The 24,967-nt window shown below is 57.4% G+C and carries 23 protein-coding genes; 13 read left to right on the top strand and 10 right to left on the bottom strand.

Annotated elements, in window-relative coordinates; genetic code table 11:
* Position 1: 1 nt before the first annotated feature.
* Positions 2-1,345, bottom strand: a complete 1,344-nt coding sequence (locus AB5Y82_RS04415) for a Na(+)-translocating NADH-quinone reductase subunit A (protein ID WP_005349684.1) — start codon at positions 1,343-1,345, stop codon at positions 2-4.
* A gap of 435 nt (positions 1,346-1,780) precedes the next feature.
* Positions 1,781-2,095, bottom strand: a complete 315-nt coding sequence (locus AB5Y82_RS04410; protein WP_042080732.1) for a BolA family transcriptional regulator — start codon at positions 2,093-2,095, stop codon at positions 1,781-1,783.
* Between the two features lie 204 nt (positions 2,096-2,299).
* Here AB5Y82_RS04410 and AB5Y82_RS04405 point away from each other — a divergent pair, with 204 nt between their 5' ends.
* From AB5Y82_RS04405 to AB5Y82_RS04385, 5 genes are all read left to right on the top strand, one after another.
* Positions 2,300-3,433, top strand: coding sequence for a methyltransferase (locus AB5Y82_RS04405; protein ID WP_368173699.1), 1,134 nt, complete (start codon positions 2,300-2,302; stop codon positions 3,431-3,433).
* A 17-nt stretch (positions 3,434-3,450) separates the two neighbouring features.
* Positions 3,451-4,035 (top strand): YajG family lipoprotein, encoded by a 585-nt coding sequence (locus tag AB5Y82_RS04400; protein ID WP_005349692.1) that lies wholly within the window; start codon positions 3,451-3,453, stop codon positions 4,033-4,035.
* Positions 4,036-4,037: 2 nt separating this feature from the next.
* Complete coding sequence (locus AB5Y82_RS04395; protein WP_042053243.1) at positions 4,038-4,625, top strand: peptidylprolyl isomerase; 588 nt, start codon at positions 4,038-4,040, stop codon at positions 4,623-4,625.
* Positions 4,626-4,795: 170 nt separating this feature from the next.
* Complete coding sequence (locus AB5Y82_RS04390; protein ID WP_270904736.1) at positions 4,796-6,175, top strand: MFS transporter; 1,380 nt, start codon at positions 4,796-4,798, stop codon at positions 6,173-6,175.
* A 156-nt stretch (positions 6,176-6,331) separates the two neighbouring features.
* Positions 6,332-7,138 (top strand): outer membrane protein OmpK, encoded by an 807-nt coding sequence (locus AB5Y82_RS04385; RefSeq protein WP_368173698.1) that lies wholly within the window; start codon positions 6,332-6,334, stop codon positions 7,136-7,138.
* A 107-nt stretch (positions 7,139-7,245) separates the two neighbouring features.
* Here the strand turns inward: AB5Y82_RS04385 and AB5Y82_RS04380 are convergent, their stop codons facing one another.
* Positions 7,246-7,728: a YajQ family cyclic di-GMP-binding protein gene (locus tag AB5Y82_RS04380; protein ID WP_005338634.1), complete on the bottom strand. Its 483-nt coding sequence runs from the start codon at positions 7,726-7,728 to the stop codon at positions 7,246-7,248.
* Positions 7,729-7,928: 200 nt separating this feature from the next.
* Between AB5Y82_RS04380 and AB5Y82_RS04375 the strand changes: the two genes are divergently transcribed.
* Both AB5Y82_RS04375 and AB5Y82_RS04370 read left to right on the top strand, forming a co-directional pair.
* Positions 7,929-8,882: a ketopantoate reductase family protein gene (locus AB5Y82_RS04375; RefSeq protein ID WP_368173697.1), complete on the top strand. Its 954-nt coding sequence runs from the start codon at positions 7,929-7,931 to the stop codon at positions 8,880-8,882.
* 37 nt (positions 8,883-8,919) lie between these two features.
* On the top strand, positions 8,920-9,480 hold the full coding sequence (locus AB5Y82_RS04370; protein WP_159143169.1) for a DJ-1 family glyoxalase III: 561 nt from the start codon (positions 8,920-8,922) through the stop codon (positions 9,478-9,480).
* 110 nt (positions 9,481-9,590) lie between these two features.
* Here the strand turns inward: AB5Y82_RS04370 and AB5Y82_RS04365 are convergent, their stop codons facing one another.
* Positions 9,591-9,797 carry a hypothetical protein gene (locus AB5Y82_RS04365; RefSeq protein ID WP_005338629.1) on the bottom strand — a complete coding sequence of 69 codons (207 nt, stop codon included), beginning with the start codon at positions 9,795-9,797 and terminating at the stop codon, positions 9,591-9,593.
* Positions 9,798-9,928: 131 nt separating this feature from the next.
* Between AB5Y82_RS04365 and dinB the strand changes: the two genes are divergently transcribed.
* The 6 genes from dinB (at position 9,929) to rlmM (ending at position 16,544) form a co-directional block, all read left to right on the top strand.
* A complete protein-coding gene (gene dinB, locus AB5Y82_RS04360) occupies positions 9,929-10,984 on the top strand; it encodes a DNA polymerase IV (protein WP_159144539.1) in 1,056 nt (351 codons plus the stop codon).
* Between the two features lie 66 nt (positions 10,985-11,050).
* Positions 11,051-13,192, top strand: a complete 2,142-nt coding sequence (locus tag AB5Y82_RS04355) for a methyl-accepting chemotaxis protein (protein WP_111899939.1) — start codon at positions 11,051-11,053, stop codon at positions 13,190-13,192.
* A 284-nt stretch (positions 13,193-13,476) separates the two neighbouring features.
* On the top strand, positions 13,477-14,397 hold the full coding sequence (locus AB5Y82_RS04350) for a transcriptional regulator GcvA (RefSeq protein ID WP_005338622.1): 921 nt from the start codon (positions 13,477-13,479) through the stop codon (positions 14,395-14,397).
* Complete coding sequence (locus AB5Y82_RS04345) at positions 14,390-15,019, top strand: alpha/beta family hydrolase (protein ID WP_111899940.1); 630 nt, start codon at positions 14,390-14,392, stop codon at positions 15,017-15,019. The genes AB5Y82_RS04350 and AB5Y82_RS04345 overlap by 8 nt, the downstream gene beginning before the upstream one ends.
* A gap of 51 nt (positions 15,020-15,070) precedes the next feature.
* Positions 15,071-15,457 carry a DUF423 domain-containing protein gene (locus AB5Y82_RS04340; RefSeq protein WP_005358623.1) on the top strand — a complete coding sequence of 129 codons (387 nt, stop codon included), beginning with the start codon at positions 15,071-15,073 and terminating at the stop codon, positions 15,455-15,457.
* The gene (gene rlmM / locus AB5Y82_RS04335) at positions 15,450-16,544 is read left to right on the top strand and encodes a 23S rRNA (cytidine(2498)-2'-O)-methyltransferase RlmM (protein WP_005338617.1); all 1,095 of its coding nucleotides are present in this window, start codon (positions 15,450-15,452) and stop codon (positions 16,542-16,544) included. The genes AB5Y82_RS04340 and rlmM overlap by 8 nt, the downstream gene beginning before the upstream one ends.
* 82 nt (positions 16,545-16,626) lie before the next feature.
* Here the strand turns inward: rlmM and AB5Y82_RS04330 are convergent, their stop codons facing one another.
* The 6 genes from AB5Y82_RS04330 to AB5Y82_RS04305 form a co-directional block, all read right to left on the bottom strand.
* A complete protein-coding gene (locus AB5Y82_RS04330) occupies positions 16,627-17,085 on the bottom strand; it encodes a hypothetical protein (protein ID WP_111899942.1) in 459 nt (152 codons plus the stop codon).
* Between the two features lie 117 nt (positions 17,086-17,202).
* Complete coding sequence (locus AB5Y82_RS04325) at positions 17,203-18,210, bottom strand: isocitrate dehydrogenase (RefSeq protein WP_182962947.1); 1,008 nt, start codon at positions 18,208-18,210, stop codon at positions 17,203-17,205.
* Positions 18,211-18,369: 159 nt separating this feature from the next.
* Positions 18,370-19,170, bottom strand: a complete 801-nt coding sequence (gene xni / locus AB5Y82_RS04320; protein WP_159143171.1) for a flap endonuclease Xni — start codon at positions 19,168-19,170, stop codon at positions 18,370-18,372.
* 135 nt (positions 19,171-19,305) lie between these two features.
* Positions 19,306-20,661, bottom strand: a complete 1,356-nt coding sequence (gene ppnN / locus AB5Y82_RS04315; protein ID WP_019445906.1) for a nucleotide 5'-monophosphate nucleosidase PpnN — start codon at positions 20,659-20,661, stop codon at positions 19,306-19,308.
* Between the two features lie 148 nt (positions 20,662-20,809).
* A complete protein-coding gene (locus AB5Y82_RS04310; RefSeq protein WP_139437256.1) occupies positions 20,810-22,426 on the bottom strand; it encodes a diguanylate cyclase in 1,617 nt (538 codons plus the stop codon).
* 83 nt (positions 22,427-22,509) lie between these two features.
* Positions 22,510-24,792, bottom strand: coding sequence for a hypothetical protein (locus tag AB5Y82_RS04305; protein ID WP_042081124.1), 2,283 nt, complete (start codon positions 24,790-24,792; stop codon positions 22,510-22,512).
* Positions 24,793-24,967 lie beyond the last annotated feature (175 nt).

The raw sequence follows: 24,967 nt of genomic DNA, 5'->3' as shown, positions 1-24,967 counted from the left end.
CTTAACCTTCCAGTTCAATCTTGGTCAGGCACTCACGCAAGATCGGGCCGTACTCTGTCTTGCCGGGGCAGACAAAGGTACAGAGCGCCAAATCTTCCTCATCCAGCTCCAGGCAGCCCAGTGCTTGCGCACCGTCGGTATCGCCGGAGACCATGTCCCGCAGCAGCAGGGTCGGCAGGATGTCGAGTGGCATCACCCGCTCATAGTTGCCGATAGGCACCATGGAACGGTCACTACCGTTGGTAGTGGTGGTGAAGTTGATCAGCTTGCCCTTCATCAGATGAGAGAGGGTGGTACGGGTGATAGAGAACTTGTTGGCGCTGGGGTTGATCCAGCCCAGGAACTCTTTCTCGCGACCTTCACCCAGCACGCAAACCTGATTGTGGTAGCGGCCCAGGTAGTCGTGAACACCTTCGGCTTTGGCACCACTCAGGATAGAACCGGAGATGATACGGTTTTCGTCGGCACGCAGCTCATTGTTGGTGAGCTGGCTGATGCAGGCGCCCAGACGGGTACGCAGCAGACGCGGCTTGAGCACGTTCGGGCCAGCCAGGGCGATCACCTTGTCAGTGAAGATCTGACCGGTGGTGAACAGCTTGCCGAATGCAATCACATCCTGATAGTTGATGTGCCACTGCACCTTGGTGCTGCTGACCGGATCCAGGAAGTGGATATGGGTACCCGGCAGACCGGCAGGGTGCGGACCAACGAAGATCTCTTCCTTGACCTGAGCCAGCGGAGAGTGGGGCAGACTGCCTTCGCCTTTACAGACGTAGACGGCGCCGTCGGTCAGGCGGGTCAATACGGCCAGACCATCGAGGAAGGCCTGCGGCTGTTCCTTGATAATCAGCTCGGCATCGGCTGCCAGCGGGTTGGTGTCCATTGCAGTCACAAAGATGGCGCGCGGGGCAGACGCTACCGCGGGGACTTTGCTGAACGGACGGGTACGCAACGCAGTCCACTGACCTGATGCGACCAGGATCTCTTGCACCTTGCTGCGCTCGAGCTTGGCCAGCTCGGCAGAGGCAAAATGCTCAAACGTCACCTGTTCATCGGAACCGTCCAGGTCGATGACCACAGACTGGAGAACACGTTTGGCACCACGGTTGATCTCTGAAACCACACCGGTGGCAGGAGCTGTGAATTTAACGCCCGGATTCTTCTTGTCTTCAAAAAGATCCTGACCTTTGATGACGCGATCACCTACTTTGACGAACATAGTAGGTCGCATCCCCACAAACTCCTCGCCCAGTGTCGCAACACGGGTGATGGCGGGGCCATCGTAGATTACTTGCTCTGGCGCACCCAGCACGGGGATGTCCAGTCCTCTTTTGATTGTAATCATACTTACTTGCACTACCGTTACGGGAGAGGTTGGTTAGCGCCGAGAAATACATCACGACGGGTGGTTGAATGAGTCGATGTTGTGGTTGCGCCAGGTGGGCAGGCTCAACAATTATTCAACATGCAGGCTCACTCAAAAGCGCTTGAGTTTACCACTTAAGGTGCATTTTCTGCCATGCCAAATGGGCAAAATCCCCGTGCCATCACAAAATTAACCTGCAATGAATAAGCCCCTGACACCTTGTAAGTAGTGGTTTTAAAGGTTTTTTTATTTCGATACCTCGATGGGGGTATTTGCCGTTGCCTCCACTATCAGCAAAAACGCCTTGATGCCGAAATATACCCCCTTGGATATAGCCTTTTCGGGGCCAATGGGGGAAATTTGTTTAATTTTTGTTGGCAGGTTCTTGAGGGAAATCCTGTGGTACAACCGCTTTCAGGAGAGTGACGGTTTGCCAACGCAGCTCGGGGTGCGCGGGGCGTGGCCTTTTTCCCGCCACTCGGTCTCTGTGTAGGTATGCAGTGCCAGTGCATGAACGGCACCGGCCAGCTCGTCGGCCAGCACAGCATTGACCTGACGATGACGGGCCAGCAGCCGCTGCCCTGTAAATTGCTCGCTGACGATCACCACCTTGAAGTGGCTCTCAGATCCCGGTTCCACACGGTGCATGTGGCTCTCGTTGATCACCTCCAGCACGGTGGGGGAGAGGGCGGCGGTCAGCTTGGCTTCAATCAGTTGTTGGATGGTCATCGGATCGGCTTCCAGAGTGAATGTCGGGCCATTCTATCGGCAGTCGCGGGATGGAATAAGCCCCCGTAAGAGGGAAATCACCCGCCAGTTGCTCTCTTGATGCGCATCGAACTGGTGAAATTCCTGCTCCTCGCTAGAATAGCGCCACTTTGCGTCGCCCCTGGCGCCTGTATACACGAATCAAGCCGAGGTTGGACTCTTCCTATGCAAACCCTTCTCGACACTCCCCATTGCCAGCTCACGCTCTACCGCTATCCGCGCCAGAGTCAGGAGACCCTGCAAGCCTGGGATGCGGCTGACGAATATCTGATCAATACCCTGGCGGAGTCTCCCCTCGAGCAGGCGGGCCCCGTCATCATCATGAATGACGGTTTTGGCGCGCTGGCCGCCTATCTGCATCCGCACTCCCCCTGCTGCGTCACCGACTCCTACATCAGTGAGCGGGCGACCCTGGCCAATCTGGCCGAAAACGGGCTGGATGCAGGCGGGATCCGCTTGCAGGATGCGCTGGCGCCGCTGCCCGATGCCCCTGCGCTGGTAGTGATCAAGGTCTCCAAATATCAGGCTCTATTGGAGCAGCAACTGCTGGCATTGCGTGCGGTGGTGACACCGGCAACCCGCGTTATCGCAGCCGGCAAGGCGAAGGATATTCATACCTCAACTCTCAAGTTATTCGAGAAGTATCTGGGGCCTACCCGTACCTCGCTGGCCTGGAAGAAGGCGCGCCTCATTCACTGCGAGCCGCAGGCTGAATGTCCCGCGCTGGCCAACCCCTTCCCGACTGTCTGGCCGCTGGAGGGGAGTGGCATGCTCATCCACAACCATGCCAACGTCTTCTCGCGCACCAGTCTCGATATCGGTGCCCGCTTTATGCTGGACAACCTGCCCATCCACAGTGCCCGCAAGGTGATCGATCTGGGCTGTGGCAACGGGGTGCTGGGTCTGTCGCTGCTCGCCAAAGACAGCGAGGTGGAGGTGACCTTTATCGATGAATCCTATATGGCAGTCGCCTCGGCACAGCTCAACGTCGAGCACAATCTGCCTGATGCACTGCCGCGTGCCCGCTTTATGGTCAATAACTGTCTCGACGGGGTGGCGGTCGGCTCGGCGGATCGGATCCTCTGCAACCCTCCTTTCCATCAGTTGCAGGCGATCACCGATCATATCGCCTGGCAGATGTTCAGCGATGCGCACCGGGTGTTGCCTCAGGGGGGGGAACTCTGGATAGTAGGCAACCGTCATCTGGACTATCACAACAAACTCAAGCGCTTGTTTGCCAACGCACAAGTCGTTGCGTCGAACAGCAAATTCGTTATTTTGAAAGCCATCAAACGCTAAAGCCAAAGGAAACCATGATGAAAAAGTCACTCTTGCTGCTGGCCGCCCTGATGCTGGGCGGGTGTGCCACTCATTGGCCGGAGACAGCGCTGCTCAATCCGCAGGTGATCCCCGCCAACCAGCAATACTACTCTGGCAATCGCATCACCATGGAAGGGGTAGACAAGCGTGAGGCTGCCTACGTCTTCTCCATCAAACATAAAGAGAAAGCGCCCGTGCTGGTCAACAGCGAGCGTCCGCTCAACCTGCTGATGGCCGAGCGGCTGGCCGAAGGTCTGCGCAGCCAGGGTCTCGAAGTGGGCAACAGTGGCACCACCAACCTGACGCTGGTGATCTCCAACGCCGCAGTCAATGTGGAAGAGAAGACCTTTACCTATGTCACCAAGTCCCGCGTCAGCCTGCAGGTGATCGCTGATTTCCAGGGTAACCGTCTGACCAAGCAGTTCAACATGTCTTCCAGCAAGGAGAGCCCGAGCGAGCCAAGCATGGCCGATCTGGAGTCTACACTGAACCTGCAACTGGGTAGCGTGCTGCAGCAGATCATGGCGGATGATGCGCTGCGCGGTTACCTGAAAGGTCAACCGAACGGTGCAGGGGTCTGATGATGAAAAAACTCTGGTTGCTGGCCATGCTGATCGCCCCGCTGGCGTTCGCGGGCCCGAAAGTCAGAATGGAGACCAACCACGGCAATATCGTGGTGGAGCTGGCGTCCAAGCAGGCGCCCCAGACGGTGAAGAACTTCCTGCGTTACGTGGCTGATGGCAGCTATGACGGCAGCATCTTCCACCGGGTGATCCAGGATTTCGTGGTGCAGGGTGGGGGCTACAACCAGCAGTTCCAGCAGCTGCCGACTTATGAGCCTGTGGTCAACGAGTCGCGTGGCGGTCTGCCCAACAAGCGTGGCTCCATCGCCATGGCTCGCACCCAGGCGGTCGACAGCGCTACTCGCCAGTTCTACTTCAATCTGGTCGACAACAATAACCTCAACGCCGGTGGCTCTGCGGGTTATACCGTGTTCGGTCAGGTGGTTCAGGGGATGGAGGTGTTGGACAAACTGGCTCAGGTACAGACCGGTTACAGCCCCATTCTGCGCGCCAACGATGTGCCGACCAGTCCCATCATTCTGAAGAAGGTGGTCTTGCTGGCAGAAACTCCGGCAGACAAGAAAGTCGACAAGAAAGCGGGCAAGTAACTCTCCGGACGCGGTTCGTCACCTCGCTTCGTCAGGTCACAATACAAGGCTCATCCCGTTCGGGATGGGCCTTTTCTCTATCCGGGCTTCTTTGACCTATCTCTTTGCTCGCCTTGGCTATCTGCCATCAACCTGCCAAAATGACGCACTTTTCCAAAGTCGTCAGGTAGTTGAACATGATCCGCAAACCAAGCTGGAGAGAGTCCCTCGCCGTCTATCTCGAATTTCGGGTGTTTATTCTCTTTGCCATGGGTTTTTCATCGGGTCTGCCGCTGCTGCTGGTGTTCGGTACCCTCTCATTCTGGTTGCGCGAGGCCGATGTCAGCCTGACCGATATCGGCTATATGAGCTGGGTGGCGCTCGCCTATGGCTTTAAATGGCTGTGGTCGCCGCTGGTGGATCGCATGCCGCTGCCGTTGCTCTCCGCGCTGCTGGGGCGTCGCCGCAGTTGGATGTTCTTCTCCCAGTTGTTGATTGCCGCCGCGCTGGTCGGCATGGCGTTCTGCGATCCCAAGACCGAGCTGGCCCAGCTGGCGATGTTTGCCCTGCTGGTGGCCTTTGCCTCGGCCACGCAGGATATCGTTATCGACGCCTATCGCATCGAATCCGCCCCCGAGCGGCTACAGGCGGCGATGGCTGCCTCCTACATGACTGGCTACCGACTGGCGATGATCATGGCGGGCGCCGGTGCGCTGGCGCTGGCAGCCTGGTTTGGCAGCAACAGCGGCTATGACTATCGTGGCTGGCAGATTACCTATCTGGTGATGGCGGGTCTGATGTCACTCGGGGTCATCACCACGCTGTTTTGCCACGAGCCGGATATCGATCTGGCCGAGCAGGGTAAACAACAGGTCGAACGCAAGGCGCAGCTCCTGGAAAAAGGGTGGCCTGCGCTGCTGGCGAGCGCGGGGGCCTGGGGCTATGAGGCGGTCTGGTGTCCGTTTGCCGACTTCTTTCGTCGCTATGGCAGCTCGGCGCTGCTGATCCTGGCTCTGATCGCCTGCTATCGGGTTGCCGATGTGGTGATGGGGGTGATGTCCAACAGCTTCTATGTGGATATGCAGTTCAGCAAGACCGAGGTTGCGACCATTACCAAGGTGTTTGGCGTCATCATGACGCTGGTGGGGGCTGCGCTGGGGGGCGTGCTGGTGATGCGCTTCGGCACGCTGCGCATCCTGTTCTTGGGGGCGCTGCTCACCGCCAGCACCAACCTGTTGTTTGCCCTGCTCAATCAGGTTGGTCACAACCTGGAGCTGCTGACCCTGATCATTTCCCTCGACAACCTCAGTGCCGGTATCGCAACCGCGGCCTTCGTGACCTATCTCTCCAGCCTGACCAATGTGGCATTTTCGGCCACTCAGTACGCCCTGTTCAGCTCGGTAATGTTGCTGCTACCCAAGTTGCTGGCTGGTTTTTCCGGGCAGGTTGTGGAGCAGATTGGCTACAGTGCCTTCTTTGTCGGAACCAGTTTATTGGGCTTGCCCGTGTTGTTGTTGATTGTGCTTGTCGCCAGAAAAGGGAGTGAGTTGCTCTCAACGGCTGACAAATAGCAAGCGTTTGCGTAGAATCGGGGGTGATTAGATTCACACTTCCGGATAAAGTTCCCGAGAAGTTGTTTCACCCCCAATTTTATTTGATTAGAATCCCTCTCGCTCCTTGTGGGCAGGCTACGGAAAACCTCAACTAACGCACAAGAGACCAATAAAATGGCCAAATTTACCAAGACTCTGATCGCTGCCGGTCTGCTGGCTGCTGCCGCTACCCCGGCCTTCGCTGCTGACTACAGCGGTGATATCCACAAGAATGACTACAAGTGGATGCAGTTCAATATCATGCACACCATCGATCAGAAGCCCCATGGTCCAGATGGTTACAACGATACTTATTTCGAGATGGAGTTTGGTGGTCGTTCAGGCATTTTTGACCTGTATGGTTACGTCGATTACTTCGATATTTTTGACTCCAAGCACAGCGACAAGCACAAGCAAGAAAACCTCTTCATGAAGTTTGCTCCGCGTGTATCTCTGGATGCATTGACTGGCCAAGACCTCTCTTTTGGTCCGGTGCAAGAAGTTTACGTTGCCACCCTGTTTAACATCGGTGGTGTACAAGGCCTGAATGATGCATTTGTAGGTCTGGGTGCTGACGTTATGGTGCCGTGGTTTGGCAAAGTTGGTATGAACCTGTACAAGCGTCATGCTAACGAAACCTTCAGTGGTCAAGGCGAAGGCTGGAACGGCCAACAGTTCTCCATGAACTGGTTCAAACCTTTCTATACCTTCTCCAATGGCAGCTTCGTCTCTTACCAAGGTTATCTGGATTACACTTGGGGCATGAAAGAAACCAGTCATTCTGATGGTCTGGGAACCTTCCACGGTATCTACTGGCATTCCGACCGTTATGCCGTTGGCTACGGTCTGAAGTACTTCAACGAAATCTACGGTATCGACAACTCTGACTCGTTCAAGTCTACCGGTTTCGGCCACTACTTCTCTGTTACCTACAAGTTCTAATAAAACTTGGGGTACAAAAAACCGGAGCATCTGCTCCGGTTTTTTTATGGCCGCGATTTAGATAGCGTGGCGCGAGTCATCAAGTGCGCCACGGCTGAGTGGATAAATCAGTCGCGGAAGTTCTGGAACTGCATCGGTTGACCCAGTTCGGCGCCACGGACCAGTGCCATGGTCTCTTGCAGATCGTCACGCTTCTTGCCGGTGACACGTACTTCATCACCCTGGATGGCGACCTGTACCTTGATTTTGGAGTCCTTGATCAGCTTGACCAGCTTTTTGGCGATCTCTTTCTCGATCCCCTGCTTGAATTTTACGGTCAGGTGGAAGCGTTTGCCGGAGTGAACGGAGTCACCTACTTCCATGGAGCTGTTTTCGATGTTGCGCTTGAGCAGGGCACCGCGCAGAATTTCGACCATCTGCTTGAGCTGGAAATCGGCATCGGCTTCCAGTTTTACCTCTTCCTTGTTCAACTCGAAGCTGGCTTCTACCCCACGAAAATCGAAACGGGTGGCCAGTTCACGATTGGCGTTGTCGACTGCGTTCAACACCTCGTTCATTTTGACTTCAGAGACAATATCGAATGACGGCATAGCCGGAGCTCCTCATGTTGCGTTATCGGGGGGCAAATCTACCAGAAAACGGGCAAATTTGCTGATTTTGATGGGGTTGCTCTGCTAGAATCCCCTGCGCACAGGACGGGTGGACCCGTTAGTGTCCACCAGCGACATCTTCACTTATCCCCGGTAACAGGTTGAGAGGATTGCAACCCTTACCCTGACAGAGTCACACCATGCCAAGCGGATTAAAAAATTCCCGACAGCCCGTTATTCCACCCGTTACTCCGAAGTGGTCACTGTTGGGTTGTGGCGCCCTCGGCGGCGTTTTTGCCTCCCTGCTGACCCAAAGCGGTCAATCCACCCGTGTTTTGTTGCGTGAACATCATAAGTCCACGCTCCATCCGGGGATCGATTTCACCTCGCTGGAGGGGCATGTTCAGCTCCTCAATATCGAGCGCGGATTTGTCAGCAACCCCGGCAAGATCCAGCGTCTGCTAGTGATGACCAAGGCCAGTCAGGTGATTGCCGCACTGACGCCGCTGGTGGGTAAGCTGGATGCCGGCGTGCCGATCGTGCTGCTGCACAACGGGATGGGCATTGCCGAGCAGGTGGTCGAGATGTTCCCGCACAATCCGGTGATTGCCGGTGTCACCAGCCATGGCGCCATGCAGTGCGGCCATTTTGTCTTCCGTCATACTGGCAAGGGTGAAACCTGGCTTGGCCCGATCAACGACGCAGCCAAGGCCCACGCCGCGCTCGCGGATGAGCTGGCGCTGGCACTGGGCCAGGCTGGCTGGGATGAGCAGGTATTGGTGCGCCAGTGGCAAAAGCTTGCCATCAACTGTGCTATCAATCCCCTGACGGCCCTCTACAAGCTGAAAAATGGCGAGCTGGCTGGCCCTCGTTTTGCCGATGCCCTGCAGCAGATCTGCGTGGAGGTGGCGGATGTGATGTGCGCCGAAGGAGTTGCGACCACGGCAGAGGAGTTGCAACGCCGGGTGATGACAGTGGTGGAGCTGACCGCTGACAATTACTCCTCCATGCATCAGGATATGGAGCTGGGACGCGAGACCGAGATTGAGGCCATCACCGGCTTCCTGTTGGCCAAGGCTGCCCGGCATGGCATTGCCGTACCGGTCAATCAGGGTCTCTATCAGGCGATCAAAGAGAAGAGTCAGGCCGTCTGATCTTTTACATGGCAGAGCAAGTAGCAAGGAGGCGAACGTGAGTGTACTGGTGCTGGTGGCCCCCGGGTCAGAAGAGATAGAGACGGTTGCGATTGTCGATACCCTGGTGCGCGCCAGCATCGAGGTGGTACTGGTCTCTTGCTGCCCTGCCGGATCTCGGCAGGTAAAAGCGTCGCGCGGGGTGCAGCTGGTGGCCGATTGTCATATCGACGAGCTGACCCGTCGGGACTTTGAAGCCATCGTGGTACCCGGTGGTCTGCCCGGCAGCGAAGTGATCCGCGATACCCCGCTGGCCATCGATCTGCTCAAAGAGCAGGCCGCTCTTGGTCGCTGGCGCGCTGCCATCTGCGCCGCCCCTGTGGTGGTGTTGCAACATCACGCTCTGCTGGGTGATGCCATCGTCACCTGTCATCCCGGCTTTCAGTCCCGACTACCGACATCGCAGCTGTCACGTGAGCGGTTAGTCAGGGATGAGGCTCATCGCCTTATCACCAGTCAGGGGCCGGGCAGTGCCATCGAGTTTGCCCTTGAACTGGTTCGGGTGCTGCGCGGGGATGACGTGGCTACCGCCGTGGCTGGCCCTATGGTGCTGCCTTGAGCGCACTCTGCTGCAGAATCAAGCTGGCCATGCTTTGAAAACGGGCCTCGGTCATCTTGATCGGGGCCCGTTTGTTATCTGCCGTTGTCGGTCACGCCATCTTGTCCGGCTCAGTAGTCGTACTGTGAGCACTGTTTTTTGTTGTACTCAGTTTTCCAGCGTGCCAATTCTTGCTCTGTGCCGAGCTTGTCCCCTTTCTTGATGGCCTGTTCCAGTATCTCAATCCGGTCGTACAGCCAGCGGCACTCTGCCGTCGGGTTGTTCTTGCCGATGCCGGTCAACGGCAGCAAACAGAGTCCCAGCCAAAGATATTTCATCCCGAACGCTCCTTGTCATTGTGGTAGTAAAGGTCTCCTTGGAGTCTACTATTTTAGCCACAACAAGAGAGATAGAGCTGCGGTTATCCTTGGGGTAAGATGATGCCATGTCTGTTTATTTATACAGTGGTATGCGCAAGATCATCCATATCGACATGGACTGCTTTTTTGCCGCGGTGGAGATGCGGGACAATCCGGCGTTGCGGGAGGTGCCGCTTGCCATCGGTGGGTCCTCCGAGCGGCGCGGCGTCATCTCGACCTGCAACTATGTGGCGCGCCGGTTCGGTGTGCGCTCCGCCATGCCGAGCGCACTGGCGAAAAAACTCTGCCCGCCGCTGGTACTGATCCCTGGGCGAATGGCGGTATACAAGGATATCTCCCGTCAGCTCAGGGCAATTTTCCTGCGCTATACCGATCAGGTTGAACCACTGTCGCTGGACGAGGCTTACCTCGACGTGACCCACAGTCGTTGCTGTGGCGGCAGCGCCACCCTGATGGCGCAAGAGATCCGGCAAGCCATCGTCACCGAACTGGGATTGACCGCCTCGGCCGGAGTGGCCCCCAACAAGTTTCTCGCCAAGCTCGCCTCGGAGCAGCGCAAGCCTGATGGTCTGTTTGTCATTCGTCCCGATGAAGTGGCCGAATTTGTCTGCCAGTTGCCCCTCGGCGAACTGCCCGGGGTGGGGCGCAAGACCGCCGAGCGGCTGGAGGCTCAGGGGCTTTACACTTGTGAGGATGCGCGGGCCTTGTCGGCACAAGAGCTGTGCAGTCGTTTTGGCAAACTGGGGGAGGTGCTGACGACCCGGATCTGGGGGCTGGATGAACAACCAGTGCAGGCGCACCGGATCCGCAAAACCGTCGGGGTGGAGACCACCTTGGCGAGCGATGTTTGTGATGAAGCCGCCTGTTTGACGGTATTGCAGCAACTACTGCCGGAGCTTGAGCGGCGATTTCAGCTGGCGTGTCCTGCCGAGCAGGTGATGGGGCAGGGAATCAAGCTCAAGTTTGCCGATTTCCACCAGACCACTGTCTATCGCAGTCAGGGTGGCTATCAGCCAGCCTTGTTCGTTCCCCTGCTCAAAGAGGGGCTACTGCGGGCACAAGGGCGTTCGGTTCGCCTGCTGGGCTTGGTGGTGGGTTTGCCAAAAGAGGGTGAAGTTAATCAACTCTCGCTGGATTTGCTGTGAGAGAGTTAAGTTTTTGTTTATAAAGTCGATAATCTATCCATATCTGTATGACGTAGGAATATTGGCATGAGCGCTCTTTCTGTCCAGGGTCGGATTACCCTGATCGCCGGTTGCTGTCTGTTGGTGACAGCCGCCGCTCTGGTTGCCTCTTCGATTTACAACGCGAACAAGATGCAACAGCAGGTGCGGCAAGCCACCATGCACGAGGCGCAGCAGTCGGCCGAGAACTGGATGAAGGCGATGGGCTCGGAGCAGGCGGCCAAGGTGACCAGCTATCTCGATGAGGCCTATTTCCGCGCCAGTTTGCTGGCGGAGAGCGTGTTGTTCCAGCGCAAGAATGCGGCCGAGAACTTTGTCCATTCGGAGGCGCTGCGCAGCGCCGTCAATCAACAACTGCACGATGCTGTTGCCTCATCGACCAATCTGCTTGGTGTCTATGCGGTGTTCGAGCCTGACCAGCTGGATGGGGAAGACAGCAACTATCAGGGCTCCACGGCGCTGGGTTCCAACGACAAGGGGCGTTTTTCCAGTTACTGGGCCTATGACAACGGCAAGATAGAGCCGGAAGTGCAGAATGAGGATGTACTGGCCGATGAGAGCCCGACCGAGGCTGGTGGAATCGAAAACGAGTGGTATCGCTGCAGTATTCGCACCCGTTCCCTCTGCCTGCTGGAGCCCTATCTGGACGATGTGGGCGATAAACAGATATTGATGACCTCGGTGACGGTCCCGCTACTGGAGCAGGAGACCTTGCTGGGGATGGTCGGGGTCGATATCTCGCTGGCCACTTTGCAGAGTCTGGTCAGTACCATGGACAAGGAGCTCTATGACGGCAAGGGCAGAATCTTGCTGGTCAGTCACGAGGGGCGCGTGGCGGGAGCCGATGAGTTCGATGTGACCATGGGGCGCGGGTTGGATCAGAAGTATCAGGGGCTGGCCAGCGAGCTGAAAGGCTGGCTCAGTCAGGGGCAGGAGCTGACTCGCTGGAGCAGCGATGGCACCTTGTTGCAGACCTTTGTCCCGGTATCCATGCGTGGCACCGACCGTAAATGGGGCATCTACATTGAATTGCCACGGGCCGTAGTGCTGGCCTCGGCCCAGCAACTGCAAGATGAGCTGGCCAGTGAAGCCAATCGCAGCGTGGTCTCGCAGCTGTCAATCGGGGTGCTGATCTCGCTGGTGGCCCTGAGTTTTATCTGGTTGATGGCGCGCCAGATTGTGGCACCCATCCGCGCCGTAGTTGCCCGTCTCAAGGATATCGCCAGCGGCGAGGGGGATTTGACCCAGCGTATCGAGATCCAGCGGCAAGACGAGATCGGCGAGCTGGCCAAGTGGTTCAACAGCTTCCTTAACAAGTTGCAATCCACCATCAGTCAGGTGATTGATACCGTCTCCGGTACGCGCAACAGTGCCGAGCGAGCCGCGCAGGTGGCCGAGCGCACCAGCAGCGGCATGCAGGCCCAGTATCAGGAGATCGATCTGGTGGCGACGGCATTTGAAGAGCTGAGCGCCACGGCGTTGCAGGTCTCCGGTAATGCCGGCTCGGCGGTGGCAGCCGCCAACACCACTGATGCCGCGGCGCAAGAGGGCAAATATGTCGTTGCCGACACCCAGGAGGCTATGCGCAAGCTGATGACCATCATCAACGATGCCCAGCCGGTGGTGGAGCGACTCTCCGCCAACAGCGACAACATCAATGACATCCTCATCGTGATCCAGGGGATTGCCGAGCAAACCAACTTGCTGGCGCTGAATGCGGCTATTGAAGCGGCGCGGGCTGGTGAGCAGGGCCGTGGCTTTGCCGTGGTGGCCGATGAGGTGCGCAATCTGGCGGGTCGCACCCAGAATGCCATCGTCGAGATCCAGACCCTGATCAGCCAACTGCAATCCGGTACCGGCGCCGTGGTCAAGGCGATCCGCGATGGTCACGGACAGGCTGACGAGACGCTCGCCAAGGTGGATCTCTCGGTGCAGGTGCTGGAGCAGATTATCCAGTCGGTCTCCACCATCCATCAGATGAACGAGCAGATTGCCCGGGCGGCGCAGGAGCAGAGCCGGGTGGCGGACGAGATCAACCGCAACGTCAGCAACATTCGTGATGTGAGCCACACCATCCGGGCCGAGGCGGCGACATCCGCCGAAAATGGTCGCGAGCTCTCTGCGCTGGCGGATAAACAGCAGCAGCTGGTGGGGCAGTTCAAGGTATAGAAGGGATGAAAAAAGGCGCCATCCAGCTGGAGGCGCCAAACACATTCAGATGACAGACTGGGTCAAACCGGTGAGATTTGAGCCCCTCTTCCCGCAGAGGAAGAAACACAACACCACAATCGCAGTCGAAAGACTCACTAAAAACACATGTAAACCAACACGTAGTAGAAAATGTGAGCCATATGACGACTGATTGCTGGGCGAATTATGTTTATTCACTGGTCGACCCGCAACCGACAAATTATAATGCGCCCCATTAGAAAAACTCATCGTCGGCTGGTGTCATGTCTCGTCGTTTACCCCCGCTCAATGCCCTCAAGGCCTTTGAAGCTGCGGCTCGTCACTTAAGCTTTACCCGCGCAGCAGAAGAGTTGTTTGTGACTCAGGCTGCCATCAGTCACCAGATCAAGGCGCTGGAGGAGTATCTTGGCATCAAGCTGTTCCGCCGCAAAAACCGCTCCTTGTTGTTGACCGAAGAGGGGCAGGGCTATTTCCTGGATATCAAGGACATCTTTGCCTCCATCTCTGAGGCGACCGACAAGCTGCTGGCCCGCAGTGCCAAGGGGGCGTTGACTGTCAGTTTGCAGCCGAGTTTCGCCATCCAGTGGCTGGTGCCGCGGTTGGTCAAGTTCAGTGAGCGCCACCCCGATATCGACGTGCGGATCAAGGCGGTCGATCTCGATGAAGGGTCGCTCACCGATGATGTGGATGTCGCCATCTACTACGGGCGCGGCAACTGGCCGGGTCTGCGCTCGGACAAGCTGCATACCGAATACCTGATCCCGGTCTGCTCCCCCTTGCTGCTGACTGGGCCCAAACCGCTGCGTACGCCGCAAGATTTGACTCTTCATACCCTGCTGCACGATACCTCCCGTCGCGACTGGAAGGCCTGGTTCCGCCAGCTCGATATCGATGCACCCAACGTCAATCAGGGGCCCATCTTCAGCCACTCCACCATGGTGATTCAGGCGGCGATCCACGGCCAGGGGGTGGCGCTTGGCCACAGCGTGCTGGCACAACCCGAGATTGAGGCCGGCCGCCTTATCTGCCCGTTCGAACAGGTGCTGGTGAGCAAAAATGCTTTCTATCTGGTGTGCCAAGAACAACAGTCGGATCAGGGTAAGATCGTTGCCTTCCGCGACTGGATGCTGGAGCTGGTGGAGCAGGAAGAGGCGCGTCGCAGGGCAAGGCTCGCCGATGCATGAGGTGATCCGCGAGGGGGCAATTGATGCCCCCGTTCGCATTTTGCTGGCCCACGGGGCAGGCGCGGGGATGGATCATGTTTTTCTTGCCGAGTTGTCACGCCTGCTGGCTGGCCCCGACATCGAAGTGGTGCGCTTCAACTTTCCCTACATGATCAGGCGAGCACAGGATGGCAAGCGCCGCCCGCCTGACAGGGCGCCTGTGCTGCTCGCCCATTGGCGCGACATGATCCGCGAGTTTGCCCATCCACGGCTGTTTCTGGCGGGCAAGTCGATGGGCGGGCGGATGGCGGCGGAACTGTATAGCGAAGGCGAGGGTGAGATGAATGCTGCAGGATTGCTCATTCTCGGGTATCCTTTCCACCCTCCGGCCAAGCCCGACAGTTGGCGAGGTGAGGTACTCAAGCATATTGCAGTGCCAACCCTGCTATTGCAGGGGGAACGCGACACCTTCGGTAGTCGCGCCGAACTGGCCGATTTCCCCTTCTCACCCGCCGTATCGGTCCATTGGTTGACCGATGGTGATCATGGTTTCAAACCGCGAAAAGCCAGTGGCGTGAGTGAGCAGGATAATATGCAGCATGCAGCGGCGGCCATCAGCCATTTTGTGGCCCGGCATGGATAGCACGAGAGGGTTGGCTTTATTGCCAGCCTCGATGAGAGAGGGAGAGTGAGGATGCAGATCCATCGACATTGGCTGATACTGGCCGGTCTCTTCGGGTTGACGGCCACCATGCTGGGGGCTTATGGCGCCCATGGATTGGCGGCGACCGGCATTACGCCCGAGCGTCTGGCGGCGTTCAATACCGCCGTGCAATATCAGTTTTTTCACGCATTGGCCCTGCTGGTTCTGGGCTGGTGTGGTGTGCGCAGCAGGGTGATCCACCTGGCTGGCACCGCTTTTGTGCTGGGGATCATCGGATTCTCCGGCAGTATTTACGCCATGGTGCTGCTTGGCAGCAAGGGGCTGGGGTTGATTACTCCGGCCGGTGGCCTCTGTTTTATGTTGGGATGGGCGGCCCTGATCTGGGCTGGCTGTCGTCTTGGAGGAAAAAATGAATAATCTGCTGCTTTATTGCCGCCCCGGTTTTGAGAAAGAGGCGGCAGCAGAGATCACCGAGCGTGCCGGTAACATGCAGTGCTACGGTTTCGCCCGGGTCAAGGACGACAGCGGTTATGTGATCTTCGAACTGTATGACGAGGAGCAGGCGGACCTGCTGGCTCGCAAGCTGCCGTTCCGGGAGCTCATCTTCATCCGCCAGATGCTGGTGGTCACCCATGAGCTGAAGGATCTGGATGTCGCGGACAGGATCTCCCCGATCCTTGAGGCGGTGAGTGACTACACCATTTGCGGCGATCTGCGGGTCGAAACCGCGGATACCAACGAAGCGAAAGAGCTGTCGGCCTTTTGCCGCAAGTTCACCGTGCCGCTGCGTCAGGCGCTGCGCAGCAACGAGATCCTGACCAAGAAGGAGACGCCGAACCGTCCGGTGTTCCACGCCTTCTTCATGGCCAATGATCATGTCTTGCTGGGTTACTCCTATTCGTTCAACAACTCTGGATTCCACATGGGGATCCCGCGCCTGCGCTTCCCGGCCGATGCACCGAGCCGCTCCAGCCTCAAGCTGGAGGAGGCGTTTTACGTGTTCGTGCCGCGGGAAGAGTGGGATGTGCGTCTCTGCTCCGGCATGAAGGCGGTGGATCTGGGTGCTTGCCCGGGCGGCTGGACCTATCAGCTGGTGCGCCGTGGCATGATGGTGACGGCGGTCGACAACGGCATGATGGCCCAATCCCTGATGGATACCGGTCAGGTCAAGCATATCCGGGATGACGGTTTCGTCTGGCGTCCGAGCAAGAAGAACACCTACTGGCTGGTGTGCGACATGGTCGATAAACCGGCTCGGGTCGTTCACATGATTGCGGACTGGTTCCGTGAGGGTGACTGCCAGGAGGCGATGTTCAACCTCAAGCTGCCGATGAAGAAGCGTTATGCCGAGTCGGTGCACAATATCGAGGTATTGCGCGAGATGCTCAAGGAGATCGACAACGCGTTCGTGATCCAAGCCAAGCAGCTCTATCACGATCGAGAAGAGATCACCGTGCATGTTTACAACAAGTACTGGGTCTCCAAACTCGAGCCCAAGGCGTGATGTAGCAGTTCTGCCCGTACGATAAATACCAAGGCCGACAGGGAAACCTGTCGGCCTTTTGCTATTCGGCTGCCGAAAAATATCAGAAACGGTAATCGAGGCGCAGGGAGGATTCGTCGTCGGTCACCTTGATCTCTATCTGCAGCGGGATGGTTTTGTCGACCGGATTGAACTGCATTTTGATGCCATCCCCTCTCAGTCTGATAGCCGTATGCAGTCCACCGGCTTTGAATTTGACCTTGGGTCTGAAGCGTTCAATCGACAGACTGATGCTCTTTTCCGGGGTCAGATTGAGCTGCGGGTAGGAGGTGATCTTTTGATTGCCAAAGTTGTCGGTGGAGACTTCAATACCAAACGACAGGGGTTTGGGCGCCTTGAGCAAGTCGTTGGTATCCAGGCTTGAACGCCATACCTCGGTGGCAGTCCGTTTTTCCTGCTGTGGCAGTTTGGCGGTTTGGGTTGATTGGGCCTGTTCGAAGGCACTGGCAGTGCCACAAACCAGCATCAGACCCGACACCAGATAGCACCTGTATCCCTTCATGAAAAACACTCCCTGTTCTTCTTCTCTATTGAACATAGTTGCTGTTTGGGGAGTGGCAAAGGATTCGGAAATATAAAAAAGGGAGCCGAAGCTCCCTTTTAAAATCAATGAATTAACTCACAGGCGCTCGATGATAGCCTGGGTGAATTCGCTGGTGGAAGCCGTTCCACCCAGATCGCGAGTGACCCGATCACCGGATTCGATGGTAGCTCGTACTGCCTCGCGGATCCGCTCTGCTTTATCCTGCATACCGAGGTACTCCAGCATCTGGATGGAGGCGAGGATCACCGAGGTCGGGTTGGCAATGTTCTTGCCTGCAATGTCGGGGGCAGAGCCGTGGACCGCTTCGAAGATGGCCGCACCATCGCCGATGTTGGCGCCGGGCGCCATGCCAAGGCCGCCAACCAGACCGGCGCAAAGATCCGAGAGGATGTCGCCGAACAGGTTGGTGGTGACCATGACATCGAAACGCTCCGGGTACATCACCAGATTCATGCAGGCGGCATCGACGATCATCTCTTCGCTCTGGATATCCGGGTAGTGGCTGGCGATTTCACGGGCTACTTCGAGGAACAGGCCGGAGGTCGACTTGAGGATGTTCGCCTTGTGGATGATGGTGACCTTCTTGCGCCCTTCCTGACGAGCCAGCTCGAAGGCGAACTTGACGATACGCTCGGCCCCTTCGCGGGTGATGATGCTCATCGCCTCGGCACTCTTGTTGTCATCACTGCGCTTCTGACCTGCACCCGAGTACATCCCTTCGGTGTTTTCACGCACTGTGATGATGTCGATGTTGTCGTAACGGCTTCTGGTGCCCTTGAAGGAGATGACCGGACGCACGTTGGCGTAGAGGTTGAACTTCTTGCGCAGGGAGACGTTGATGGAGGTAAAACCGCCGCCGACCGGCGTGGTCAATGGCCCTTTCAGGCTCACCTTGTTCTTCTCAATCAGATCCAGGGTAGCCTGGGGCAGCAGCTCGCCATGCTTCTCGAGGGCAACCAGACCCGCATCAGCGTATTCGTACTCAAAGTCACAGCCCGCATGGGTCAGGATCTGGATGGCTGATTCAATGATGCTGGGGCCGATGCCGTCGCCGGGGATCACGGTAATTTTTCTTTTGGACATGAGAGGGTTCCACTTCCAGGGTATAGGGGAGGATGGGGCTGCTTTATAGCATTTACTCAGCAAACCAACCACATTCCTTTACATTCTACTCACTTTTATCAACAGCGAGGGTGAGTCTCGTCATGGTTCACGCCCTTGCCTGCATTTTTGTTCGGCACTTTAGTCTGGCTGGGGCGGGTAGCGAATGTCCCGCAGGTTGAATCCCAGCGGAATATCCTGCTGCAAGCGTACCAGCCGCTGGGCCAGCAGGGCCTCATCCTTATGTTGGCGCAGCTTGATCAGGGGCTTGGCGGCATCCTCTTGCTGACAGGCTTCGAGCATGGCTGCCAGATTGCCATATTGCTGCAACAGCTGGGTGGCGGTCTTGGGGCCGATCCCCGGAACCCCCTTGATATTGGAACCGCTGATACCGGTCAGGGCCCAGAAGTCGACCAGCTGAGCAGGGGCTACCCCATATTGCTGCTGGACGAAGGCGGCATCCAGCCAGCGCTTGTTGAAGTAGTCGCGCACCCGGATCTGCGGGCAGATGAGCTGGCAGAATCCCTTGTCGGTGGAGATGATGGTTGCCTGATGGCCATGGCTGGCGATGCCGCTAGCCAGGGTGGCGATAAGGTCATCCGCTTCATCGGTCTCGGAGAGCAGGGCGTCGACACCGCACTCCCAAAAGGCATCCTGCAGGGTCGCCAACCCCTCACGCAGTTCAGGGGGCATGGGGGTTCGCCCCTCCTTGTAGGCCGGATAGACCTCCTTGCGCCAGCTATGCACCTCGCCATCAAACACGGCAATGACATGGGTCGGCTCGCTATTGGCCAGCAGCTTGCGGCAGGTATTGATAAGGTTGGCGCGGGTTGCAACCAGCGCCTGGGCAGGGGTCAGTGCCTGCTGGGCCTGTACCGCGTGCAGACGGCGAATGAGGTTGAGGGCATCGATGATGAGCAGGTGTGGCCGGATAGTTGACATGGGGCACTCTTGGCGGTCGGGACGCCCCATTGTAACAAACCGCTCGCCTTATGGGGGATTGATGGCAGTCGGGAAGGCATAGCGCCAATAAAGAGGGGCGCCGCTGCGCCCCTATGTCGATGATGTATCTGTACCCTAGCGGACGATTTCGTAGCAAGGCACATACTGACTGCCCGGCAGCTTCATCCGCTGCTGCTTGACGAAACTCTCCAGCAGCTTGTCCATCAGGTGCATCAGCTCCTTGTCGCCGTGTAGCTTGAAGGGGCCCTTCTTCTCGATGGCGCGAATGCCCCCTTCCTTGACGTTGCCGGCGACGATACCGGAGAAGGCACGACGCAGGTTGGCGGCCAGCAACTGGGGCGGCTGGTTGCGGTGCAGATCCAGACTTGCCATGCTGGCGTGATCCGGCTCGAAGGGGAGCTGGAACTCCGGCTCAATCTTGAGGGACCAGTTGAAAGAGTAGGCATCGCCGACCGATTTGCGGTATTCGCGGATTTTCGGCATCGCCTCTTTCATCACCCGGGCCACTTCCGGTGCATCGCCGACAATGATCCGGTAGAGCTTGGTCGCCGGTTCACCGAGGGTCGCCTTGATGAAGTCGTCGATGGCACGGAAGTAGTCGGCGCTCTCTTTCGGGCCGGTCAGGATGATGGGCATCGGCTGCCGCTCGTTGGCCGGATGCATCATGATGCCGAGCAGATAGAGTAGCTCTTCGGCGGTGCCGACCCCACCCGGGAAGATGATGATGCCATGGCCCAGACGCACGAAGGCTTCCAGCCGTTTCTCGATATCCGGCAGGATCACCAGCTCGTTGACGATGGGGTTGGGCGGTTCGGCCGCGATGATGGAGGGTTCGGTCAGGCCGATGTAGCGCCCGTTGCGCACCCGCTGTTTGGCATGGCCAACGGCGGCCCCCTTCATCGGGCCCTCCATGGCGCCCGGACCGCAACCGGTACAGATGTTCAGCTCACGCAAGCCCAGTTCGCTGCCCACGGCGCGGGTGTACTGGTACTCGATCTCGTTGATGGAGTGCCCACCCCAGCAGACGATCAGGTTGGGATCGGCGCCGGGCAGGATCACCTTGGCGTTGCGCAGAATAGCGAACACCACGTTGGAGATATGAGTCGAATTGGTGAGGTTGACCAGCCGGTTCGATTCGAGCTGATTGGAGACATAGAGAATGTCGCGCAGCACCGAGAAGAGGTGCTCCTGAATGCCGCGAATGATCTCGCCATCGACAAAGGCGTGCTCGGGGGCATTGAACAGTTCCAGCTTGACCCCGCGCTCGCGCCGGATCACATGAATATCGAACGATTTGAAGCGCTCCAGGATCTCCTTGGAGCTGTCGGTATGGCTACCGGAATTGAGCACTGCCAGCGAGCAGTTGCGAAACAGTTGATAGATATCGCTGGAGGCAGTCTGCTTGAGGCGATCCACCTCGAGCTGTGACAGCAAATCCATGCTGCCGACGGGATTGATGTGCGTAATCATAGGTTCCCCTTTACTCACTTGTTATCGTTGTGTTTTTCCCTGGGGAGAAAAGGGGACACTATGTTGCATCCCCTGAGATCGATAGTAGTGGTAACAGAGGGTAGAGGGAAATAGGGCGACGACTGTTCGCTGTTTTTTTAGCCGCTTGTCAGGCCAGTGTCACTTGATCCCGACCGGTGTGCTTGGAGTGGTAGAGCGCCTTGTCCGCCCGCTCGAACACATCTGACGGGTTGTCCCCATCCTTGAACAGGGTTGCACCGATGGAGATGGTGATCTCCACCTTGGCATCGCGAAAACGGAACGGGATGCTCTTGATGGTCTGGCGCAGGGTCTCCAGCGGCTTCTGGAACTTGTCCGGGTTGATATTGGGCAGCAACACCACGAACTCTTCCCCACCAAAACGGGCGATGAAGTCGGTGTCACGCAGTGCACTCTGCAGTGCTTTGGCGACCACTTTCAGTGCCTTGTCACCCGCCATATGACCGTAGTTGTCATTGATATTCTTGAAGTGATCGATGTCGATGATCGCCATGCAGAGCGGAGTGCGGTAACGAAGCCAACGTTTGTACTCCTGCTCCAGCCGTTCATCGAGGGCGGCCCGGTTGTGTACCTGGGTCAGGCTGTCGAGGAACAGCTTGTGTTTTTGAATGGTCAGCCGCTTCTTGTACTCGGCGGTCTCCTCCTTCATCAAGCGCAGCTTGGACTCCATGGTGGAGAGGCGGGTGAGCAGGTGACGCTCTCGCGCCGCTGTGCTGTCACGCTCCTGCAGCAGCAGGTTGATGGCGCCCATATGGCCGGAGATGGCGCGCTTGAGCGCATCGATGGAGTTATGGCTGGCCAGGGAGTGATCGATCGCCTGCAACTCGTTGACCAGCGCCTCGCGGGTCTCACGGGTTTCGTTTTGCAGCGCACGCCCCTCATCAAGGGATTCGGTAAAGCCGACATGTACTGCGGACAGACTCTCGTTGAGGGAGCTGAGGAAGGCACGGGAGGCTTTACGCTCCTCACGGGTGCCTTCGATGATGAGCTCGATCACCTGCAGGCAGGTTTCCGCCAGCAGGGCAGGGTTGATCCCGATCAGCAGTTGGCGGCGAATGTCGCTCAGGCTCTCGCCGATGGCGCCGGCAAAGTCGAGTTCGGTGATAAGCCGCTGCAGCTCATCGGCGATGCGAGCGTGATCCTTTAGATCAAACGGGTCGACATCGGGCTGGCCATCGTTGCTGGCAGTATCGCTTTCTTGTTGAGTTGCACCTGAAGGCGCCAACAGGGGTTGGCTTGGCAGCAGCTGGATCTTGATCGCCTGCTGGTAGAACTCCAGCAGCTTGATCACCTTCTTCTGGTGATCGGCAATGCCGTAACCGACCGGACTTGCCAGAAATTCCTTGAGGGACTTGCGGGTCTCTTCCGGGAAGCCCTTGATGGTTTTCAGCTGTTTGGAACCAAGATCGATGGCAGTTTGAGTCAGGGTGATCGACTCTTCCAGCGCATTGCTGTGCTGCTGCAGCAATTTTTCAATGGCCAGCAGGTCGGCGTCCAGCGAGGTAAATGCGGGATTGTTATCCAGTTTCTGCTTGAGCTTGGCGAAGCGATTGTCCAGCTCGCGGTCGAAGCCACGGCAGGAGAGCATCAACTTGTTGATAAACTGGATGCCGCGAGCACGCTCTGCATCGGAAAACGACAGCACGCCGTCGAGTTCCAGCTGTTTCTGCTGAAGGGATTCCCTGAGTCTTGCCAATTGTCCTGCTACGGCAGCGATGTCATTCATTATCAGGTCGCCCTGTTGTCATTATTGTTTTTGGTGTTGGATAGCAACAGTGGTCGAACCTGGTTTCGATCCTCGCCTGTTATCTACATTATTTCCTGGTGGTTATCGGCTGCCGGCTTCCTTGCAAGGCTGGGCCAATTAACCCATTGCTTTTCATGAGAAGAATTGACTTTTACCAGTCCCTTGTCAATTGCCATCAGGCCGCATTGCCACACATCTCCATTAAAAAATGCCGCTTGTTGGCAATCGATCGCAGCGAGCTCCAACCAGGCGTTTTGCTGGCATTTTTCACTGAGCTGAATGGCTCCCGACAGGGCGAGATAGCAGAGGTCAAACAGGCCATTGTGATCGAGCGCGGTCGCCGCTTTCGGCAGGAAGGGGTGACTGACAATCCCGAGGCTGATCTGGCGATCCAGCGGATAGTTGCAAGGGAAGGCGGCGATGGCGGTCAGCAGGTCTCCTGCCAGTTGATGCAGGTTGGTGACGTGGCGCTGTGGCACCACATAGAGCATGTGTCCTTCACGCAAGTCATAGATACGGCCATCTTGCGGGGTCAGGGTGTCCATATAGGCACCAAAGGCCTGCTCGATTTCTCTGCTTGCCTGATAGCCGTGGCGCTCCAGCGTGTTGACCAGGAAAGGCACACGGAATAGCAGATAGTGAAGCTTGTCATCGAACTCGCTGGAGGGCTGTTCGCTGAGGTACCAGCGATCCGATTTCAGCTGGCGCTTTGCCATCTCCCTCGGCCAGCGGTTCATTAGCCGCTGCCAGTTGGCCAGCCCCGAGCGTGGCTCGATCAGCAGGGCTTCATTTGTCCGTTTCAGTTGCAGGCGGGCAGTACGCAGCTTGAGCCAGAGGGTGAAGAAGAGATAGATAAAGAGCGCCAGCAGCAGGCTGGTGGTGATGCTCGACCAGAGATAGCGCTCCTGCTGATGCTGGCTGTTGTTAAGCCGCTGCTCCAGCTCCTTGATATGTTGTACCCGCTCGACCTGAACATAGTTGTCGCGGATCGCCGCCTGCTCCATAGCCTGCTCCTGCTGGCGCACCTCCTCGCCAAGACGGTGGAAGCGCTTGTAGCTGTCGAGTGCCTGACGCAGATACCCCTTCTGCTCATAGGCAAGCGACAACAGGCGAAATACCTCGTACTGACGGCGAGTATCGCCGAGCTGATTGGCCAGCGCGCGGGCGTTCTCCAACTGCAGGATGGCGATGGCGGCCTCCTGTTTCTTCAGATAGAGCTCGCCGAGCAGCAGCAGGGTATCGATCAGCGGCTCTTTGGCATCGCTCAGCTCGTGGGACTGGCGGGCCGCATTGAGGTAGTTGCTGGCCAGCGAGAGGTTGCCGCTTTGCAGGTAGGTCTTGCCAATTTCGTATTTGAGCAGGGAGGCCTGCGGTCGGTTGCTCCCCTCATCGAGCAGATCCAGCGCATTGAAGAAGTAGACCAGCGCCATATTGAGGTCGCCCTGCTCGCGGTTGAGTCGCGCCAGCACCATCAGGGAGTCGCACAGCAGGGAAGGGTTGCCGATGGAGTGGAAGTAGTTGGCCGCCTCATTGGCATACTGCAGCGCTTTCTGGGGCTCCTGCTCCTGCTGATAGAGTTTGACTATCTGGTTCGACAGCAGGCCGAGAAAGAGCGGGTCATTGAGGCTTTTGGCCTGTTGCTGGGCATCGATATATTCCCCCAGTGCCAGCTGTGGCTGCTGCAGCGCGCGATAGAGGTCGCCGCTGATGGCGCTGACCCAGGCACTGGCGAGGGGATTGGGGGTCTTGGCGGCCCAGATTCGCGCGTCTGCCAAGTGGGCCTTGGCATCATCGAAGTGCTGATTCTCGATGTCGTAGCTGGTGCGTTGCAGGCGGCCATAAATCTGTAGCTGGCTCTGCTTGAGAGTGGGGACGGCCAGCTGTTCGTCCAGTTGATCCATCAGGGCGCGGCTAGTGCTCTGGTTATCCGGTTTGAGGGCCTGACTGCGGATTTTGAGATAGAGGCCGTGGGCCTTGAGTTCCGGTTGTTGCTCTTTGTCTGCCAGCGCCATCGCCTTGTCGAGCGCTTGCTGGGTGGCCTGATATTGGCCCAGTTGCAGCAGACACTCCCCTTTGAGCAAGTGGGCGCCTATGGTCTGGGCCGCCGTGCTGTAGCTCAGGATGGGTTCGCGATAACCGAACTCCTGGCGATTGCTGATGATTTGCTGGGGATTATTGGCTGCGCGCGTCAGGAAGGCGGTGGTGATCTGGACGCATCTGGCAGGATCGGTCAGTACCATCGATTGCGCTTGTTGCAGATCGATAGAGAGTTGCTCCTTGTCCAGATCCAGATTCGGAGCTGACAGGGAGGACATCATCATGGCCAGAAAAAACAGTTGATTCATTGGATTAAGGACGGCGCAGAGGTGTTGGCATGTTATCCAAGCCCCCCCCTGCGAGTCCAGCGTTTACTGTGGTTTGCTGGTGGCCGGCAAGTGGGTTTCGTCTGGATTTTATTATCCAGCCCCCTTATCCCAGCTGCATAAAGCATCGATTGAAACCTTTTTGCCAGTCATGGAG

It is taken from the genome of Aeromonas sp. s13 (genome assembly GCF_040907905.1).
In the GTDB taxonomy this organism is placed as follows: Bacteria; Pseudomonadota; Gammaproteobacteria; order Enterobacterales; family Aeromonadaceae; genus Aeromonas; species Aeromonas veronii.
The sequence above is the reverse complement of the archived record's forward strand: the minus strand, read 5'-3'. Positions and strand labels throughout refer to the sequence as shown.

Excerpts from the sequence above, each read along its gene's own strand:
- AB5Y82_RS04415 (WP_005349684.1), bottom strand. The coding sequence starts at position 1,345 with ATGATTACAATCAAAAGAGGACTGGACATCCCCGTGCTGGGTGCGCCA.
- AB5Y82_RS04410 (WP_042080732.1), bottom strand. The coding sequence starts at position 2,095 with ATGACCATCCAACAACTGATTGAAGCCAAGCTGACCGCCGCCCTCTCC.
- AB5Y82_RS04405 (WP_368173699.1), top strand. The coding sequence starts at position 2,300 with ATGCAAACCCTTCTCGACACTCCCCATTGCCAGCTCACGCTCTACCGC.
- AB5Y82_RS04400 (WP_005349692.1), top strand. The coding sequence starts at position 3,451 with ATGAAAAAGTCACTCTTGCTGCTGGCCGCCCTGATGCTGGGCGGGTGT.
- AB5Y82_RS04395 (WP_042053243.1), top strand. The coding sequence starts at position 4,038 with ATGAAAAAACTCTGGTTGCTGGCCATGCTGATCGCCCCGCTGGCGTTC.
- AB5Y82_RS04385 (WP_368173698.1), top strand. The coding sequence starts at position 6,332 with ATGGCCAAATTTACCAAGACTCTGATCGCTGCCGGTCTGCTGGCTGCT.
- AB5Y82_RS04380 (WP_005338634.1), bottom strand. The coding sequence starts at position 7,728 with ATGCCGTCATTCGATATTGTCTCTGAAGTCAAAATGAACGAGGTGTTG.
- AB5Y82_RS04375 (WP_368173697.1), top strand. The coding sequence starts at position 7,929 with ATGCCAAGCGGATTAAAAAATTCCCGACAGCCCGTTATTCCACCCGTT.
- AB5Y82_RS04365 (WP_005338629.1), bottom strand. The coding sequence starts at position 9,797 with ATGAAATATCTTTGGCTGGGACTCTGTTTGCTGCCGTTGACCGGCATC.
- dinB (WP_159144539.1), top strand. The coding sequence starts at position 9,929 with ATGCGCAAGATCATCCATATCGACATGGACTGCTTTTTTGCCGCGGTG.
- AB5Y82_RS04355 (WP_111899939.1), top strand. The coding sequence starts at position 11,051 with ATGAGCGCTCTTTCTGTCCAGGGTCGGATTACCCTGATCGCCGGTTGC.
- AB5Y82_RS04350 (WP_005338622.1), top strand. The coding sequence starts at position 13,477 with ATGTCTCGTCGTTTACCCCCGCTCAATGCCCTCAAGGCCTTTGAAGCT.
- AB5Y82_RS04345 (WP_111899940.1), top strand. The coding sequence starts at position 14,390 with ATGCATGAGGTGATCCGCGAGGGGGCAATTGATGCCCCCGTTCGCATT.
- AB5Y82_RS04340 (WP_005358623.1), top strand. The coding sequence starts at position 15,071 with ATGCAGATCCATCGACATTGGCTGATACTGGCCGGTCTCTTCGGGTTG.
- rlmM (WP_005338617.1), top strand. The coding sequence starts at position 15,450 with ATGAATAATCTGCTGCTTTATTGCCGCCCCGGTTTTGAGAAAGAGGCG.
- AB5Y82_RS04330 (WP_111899942.1), bottom strand. The coding sequence starts at position 17,085 with ATGAAGGGATACAGGTGCTATCTGGTGTCGGGTCTGATGCTGGTTTGT.
- AB5Y82_RS04325 (WP_182962947.1), bottom strand. The coding sequence starts at position 18,210 with ATGTCCAAAAGAAAAATTACCGTGATCCCCGGCGACGGCATCGGCCCC.
- xni (WP_159143171.1), bottom strand. The coding sequence starts at position 19,170 with ATGTCAACTATCCGGCCACACCTGCTCATCATCGATGCCCTCAACCTC.
- ppnN (WP_019445906.1), bottom strand. The coding sequence starts at position 20,661 with ATGATTACGCACATCAATCCCGTCGGCAGCATGGATTTGCTGTCACAG.
- AB5Y82_RS04310 (WP_139437256.1), bottom strand. The coding sequence starts at position 22,426 with ATGAATGACATCGCTGCCGTAGCAGGACAATTGGCAAGACTCAGGGAA.
- AB5Y82_RS04305 (WP_042081124.1), bottom strand. The coding sequence starts at position 24,792 with ATGAATCAACTGTTTTTTCTGGCCATGATGATGTCCTCCCTGTCAGCT.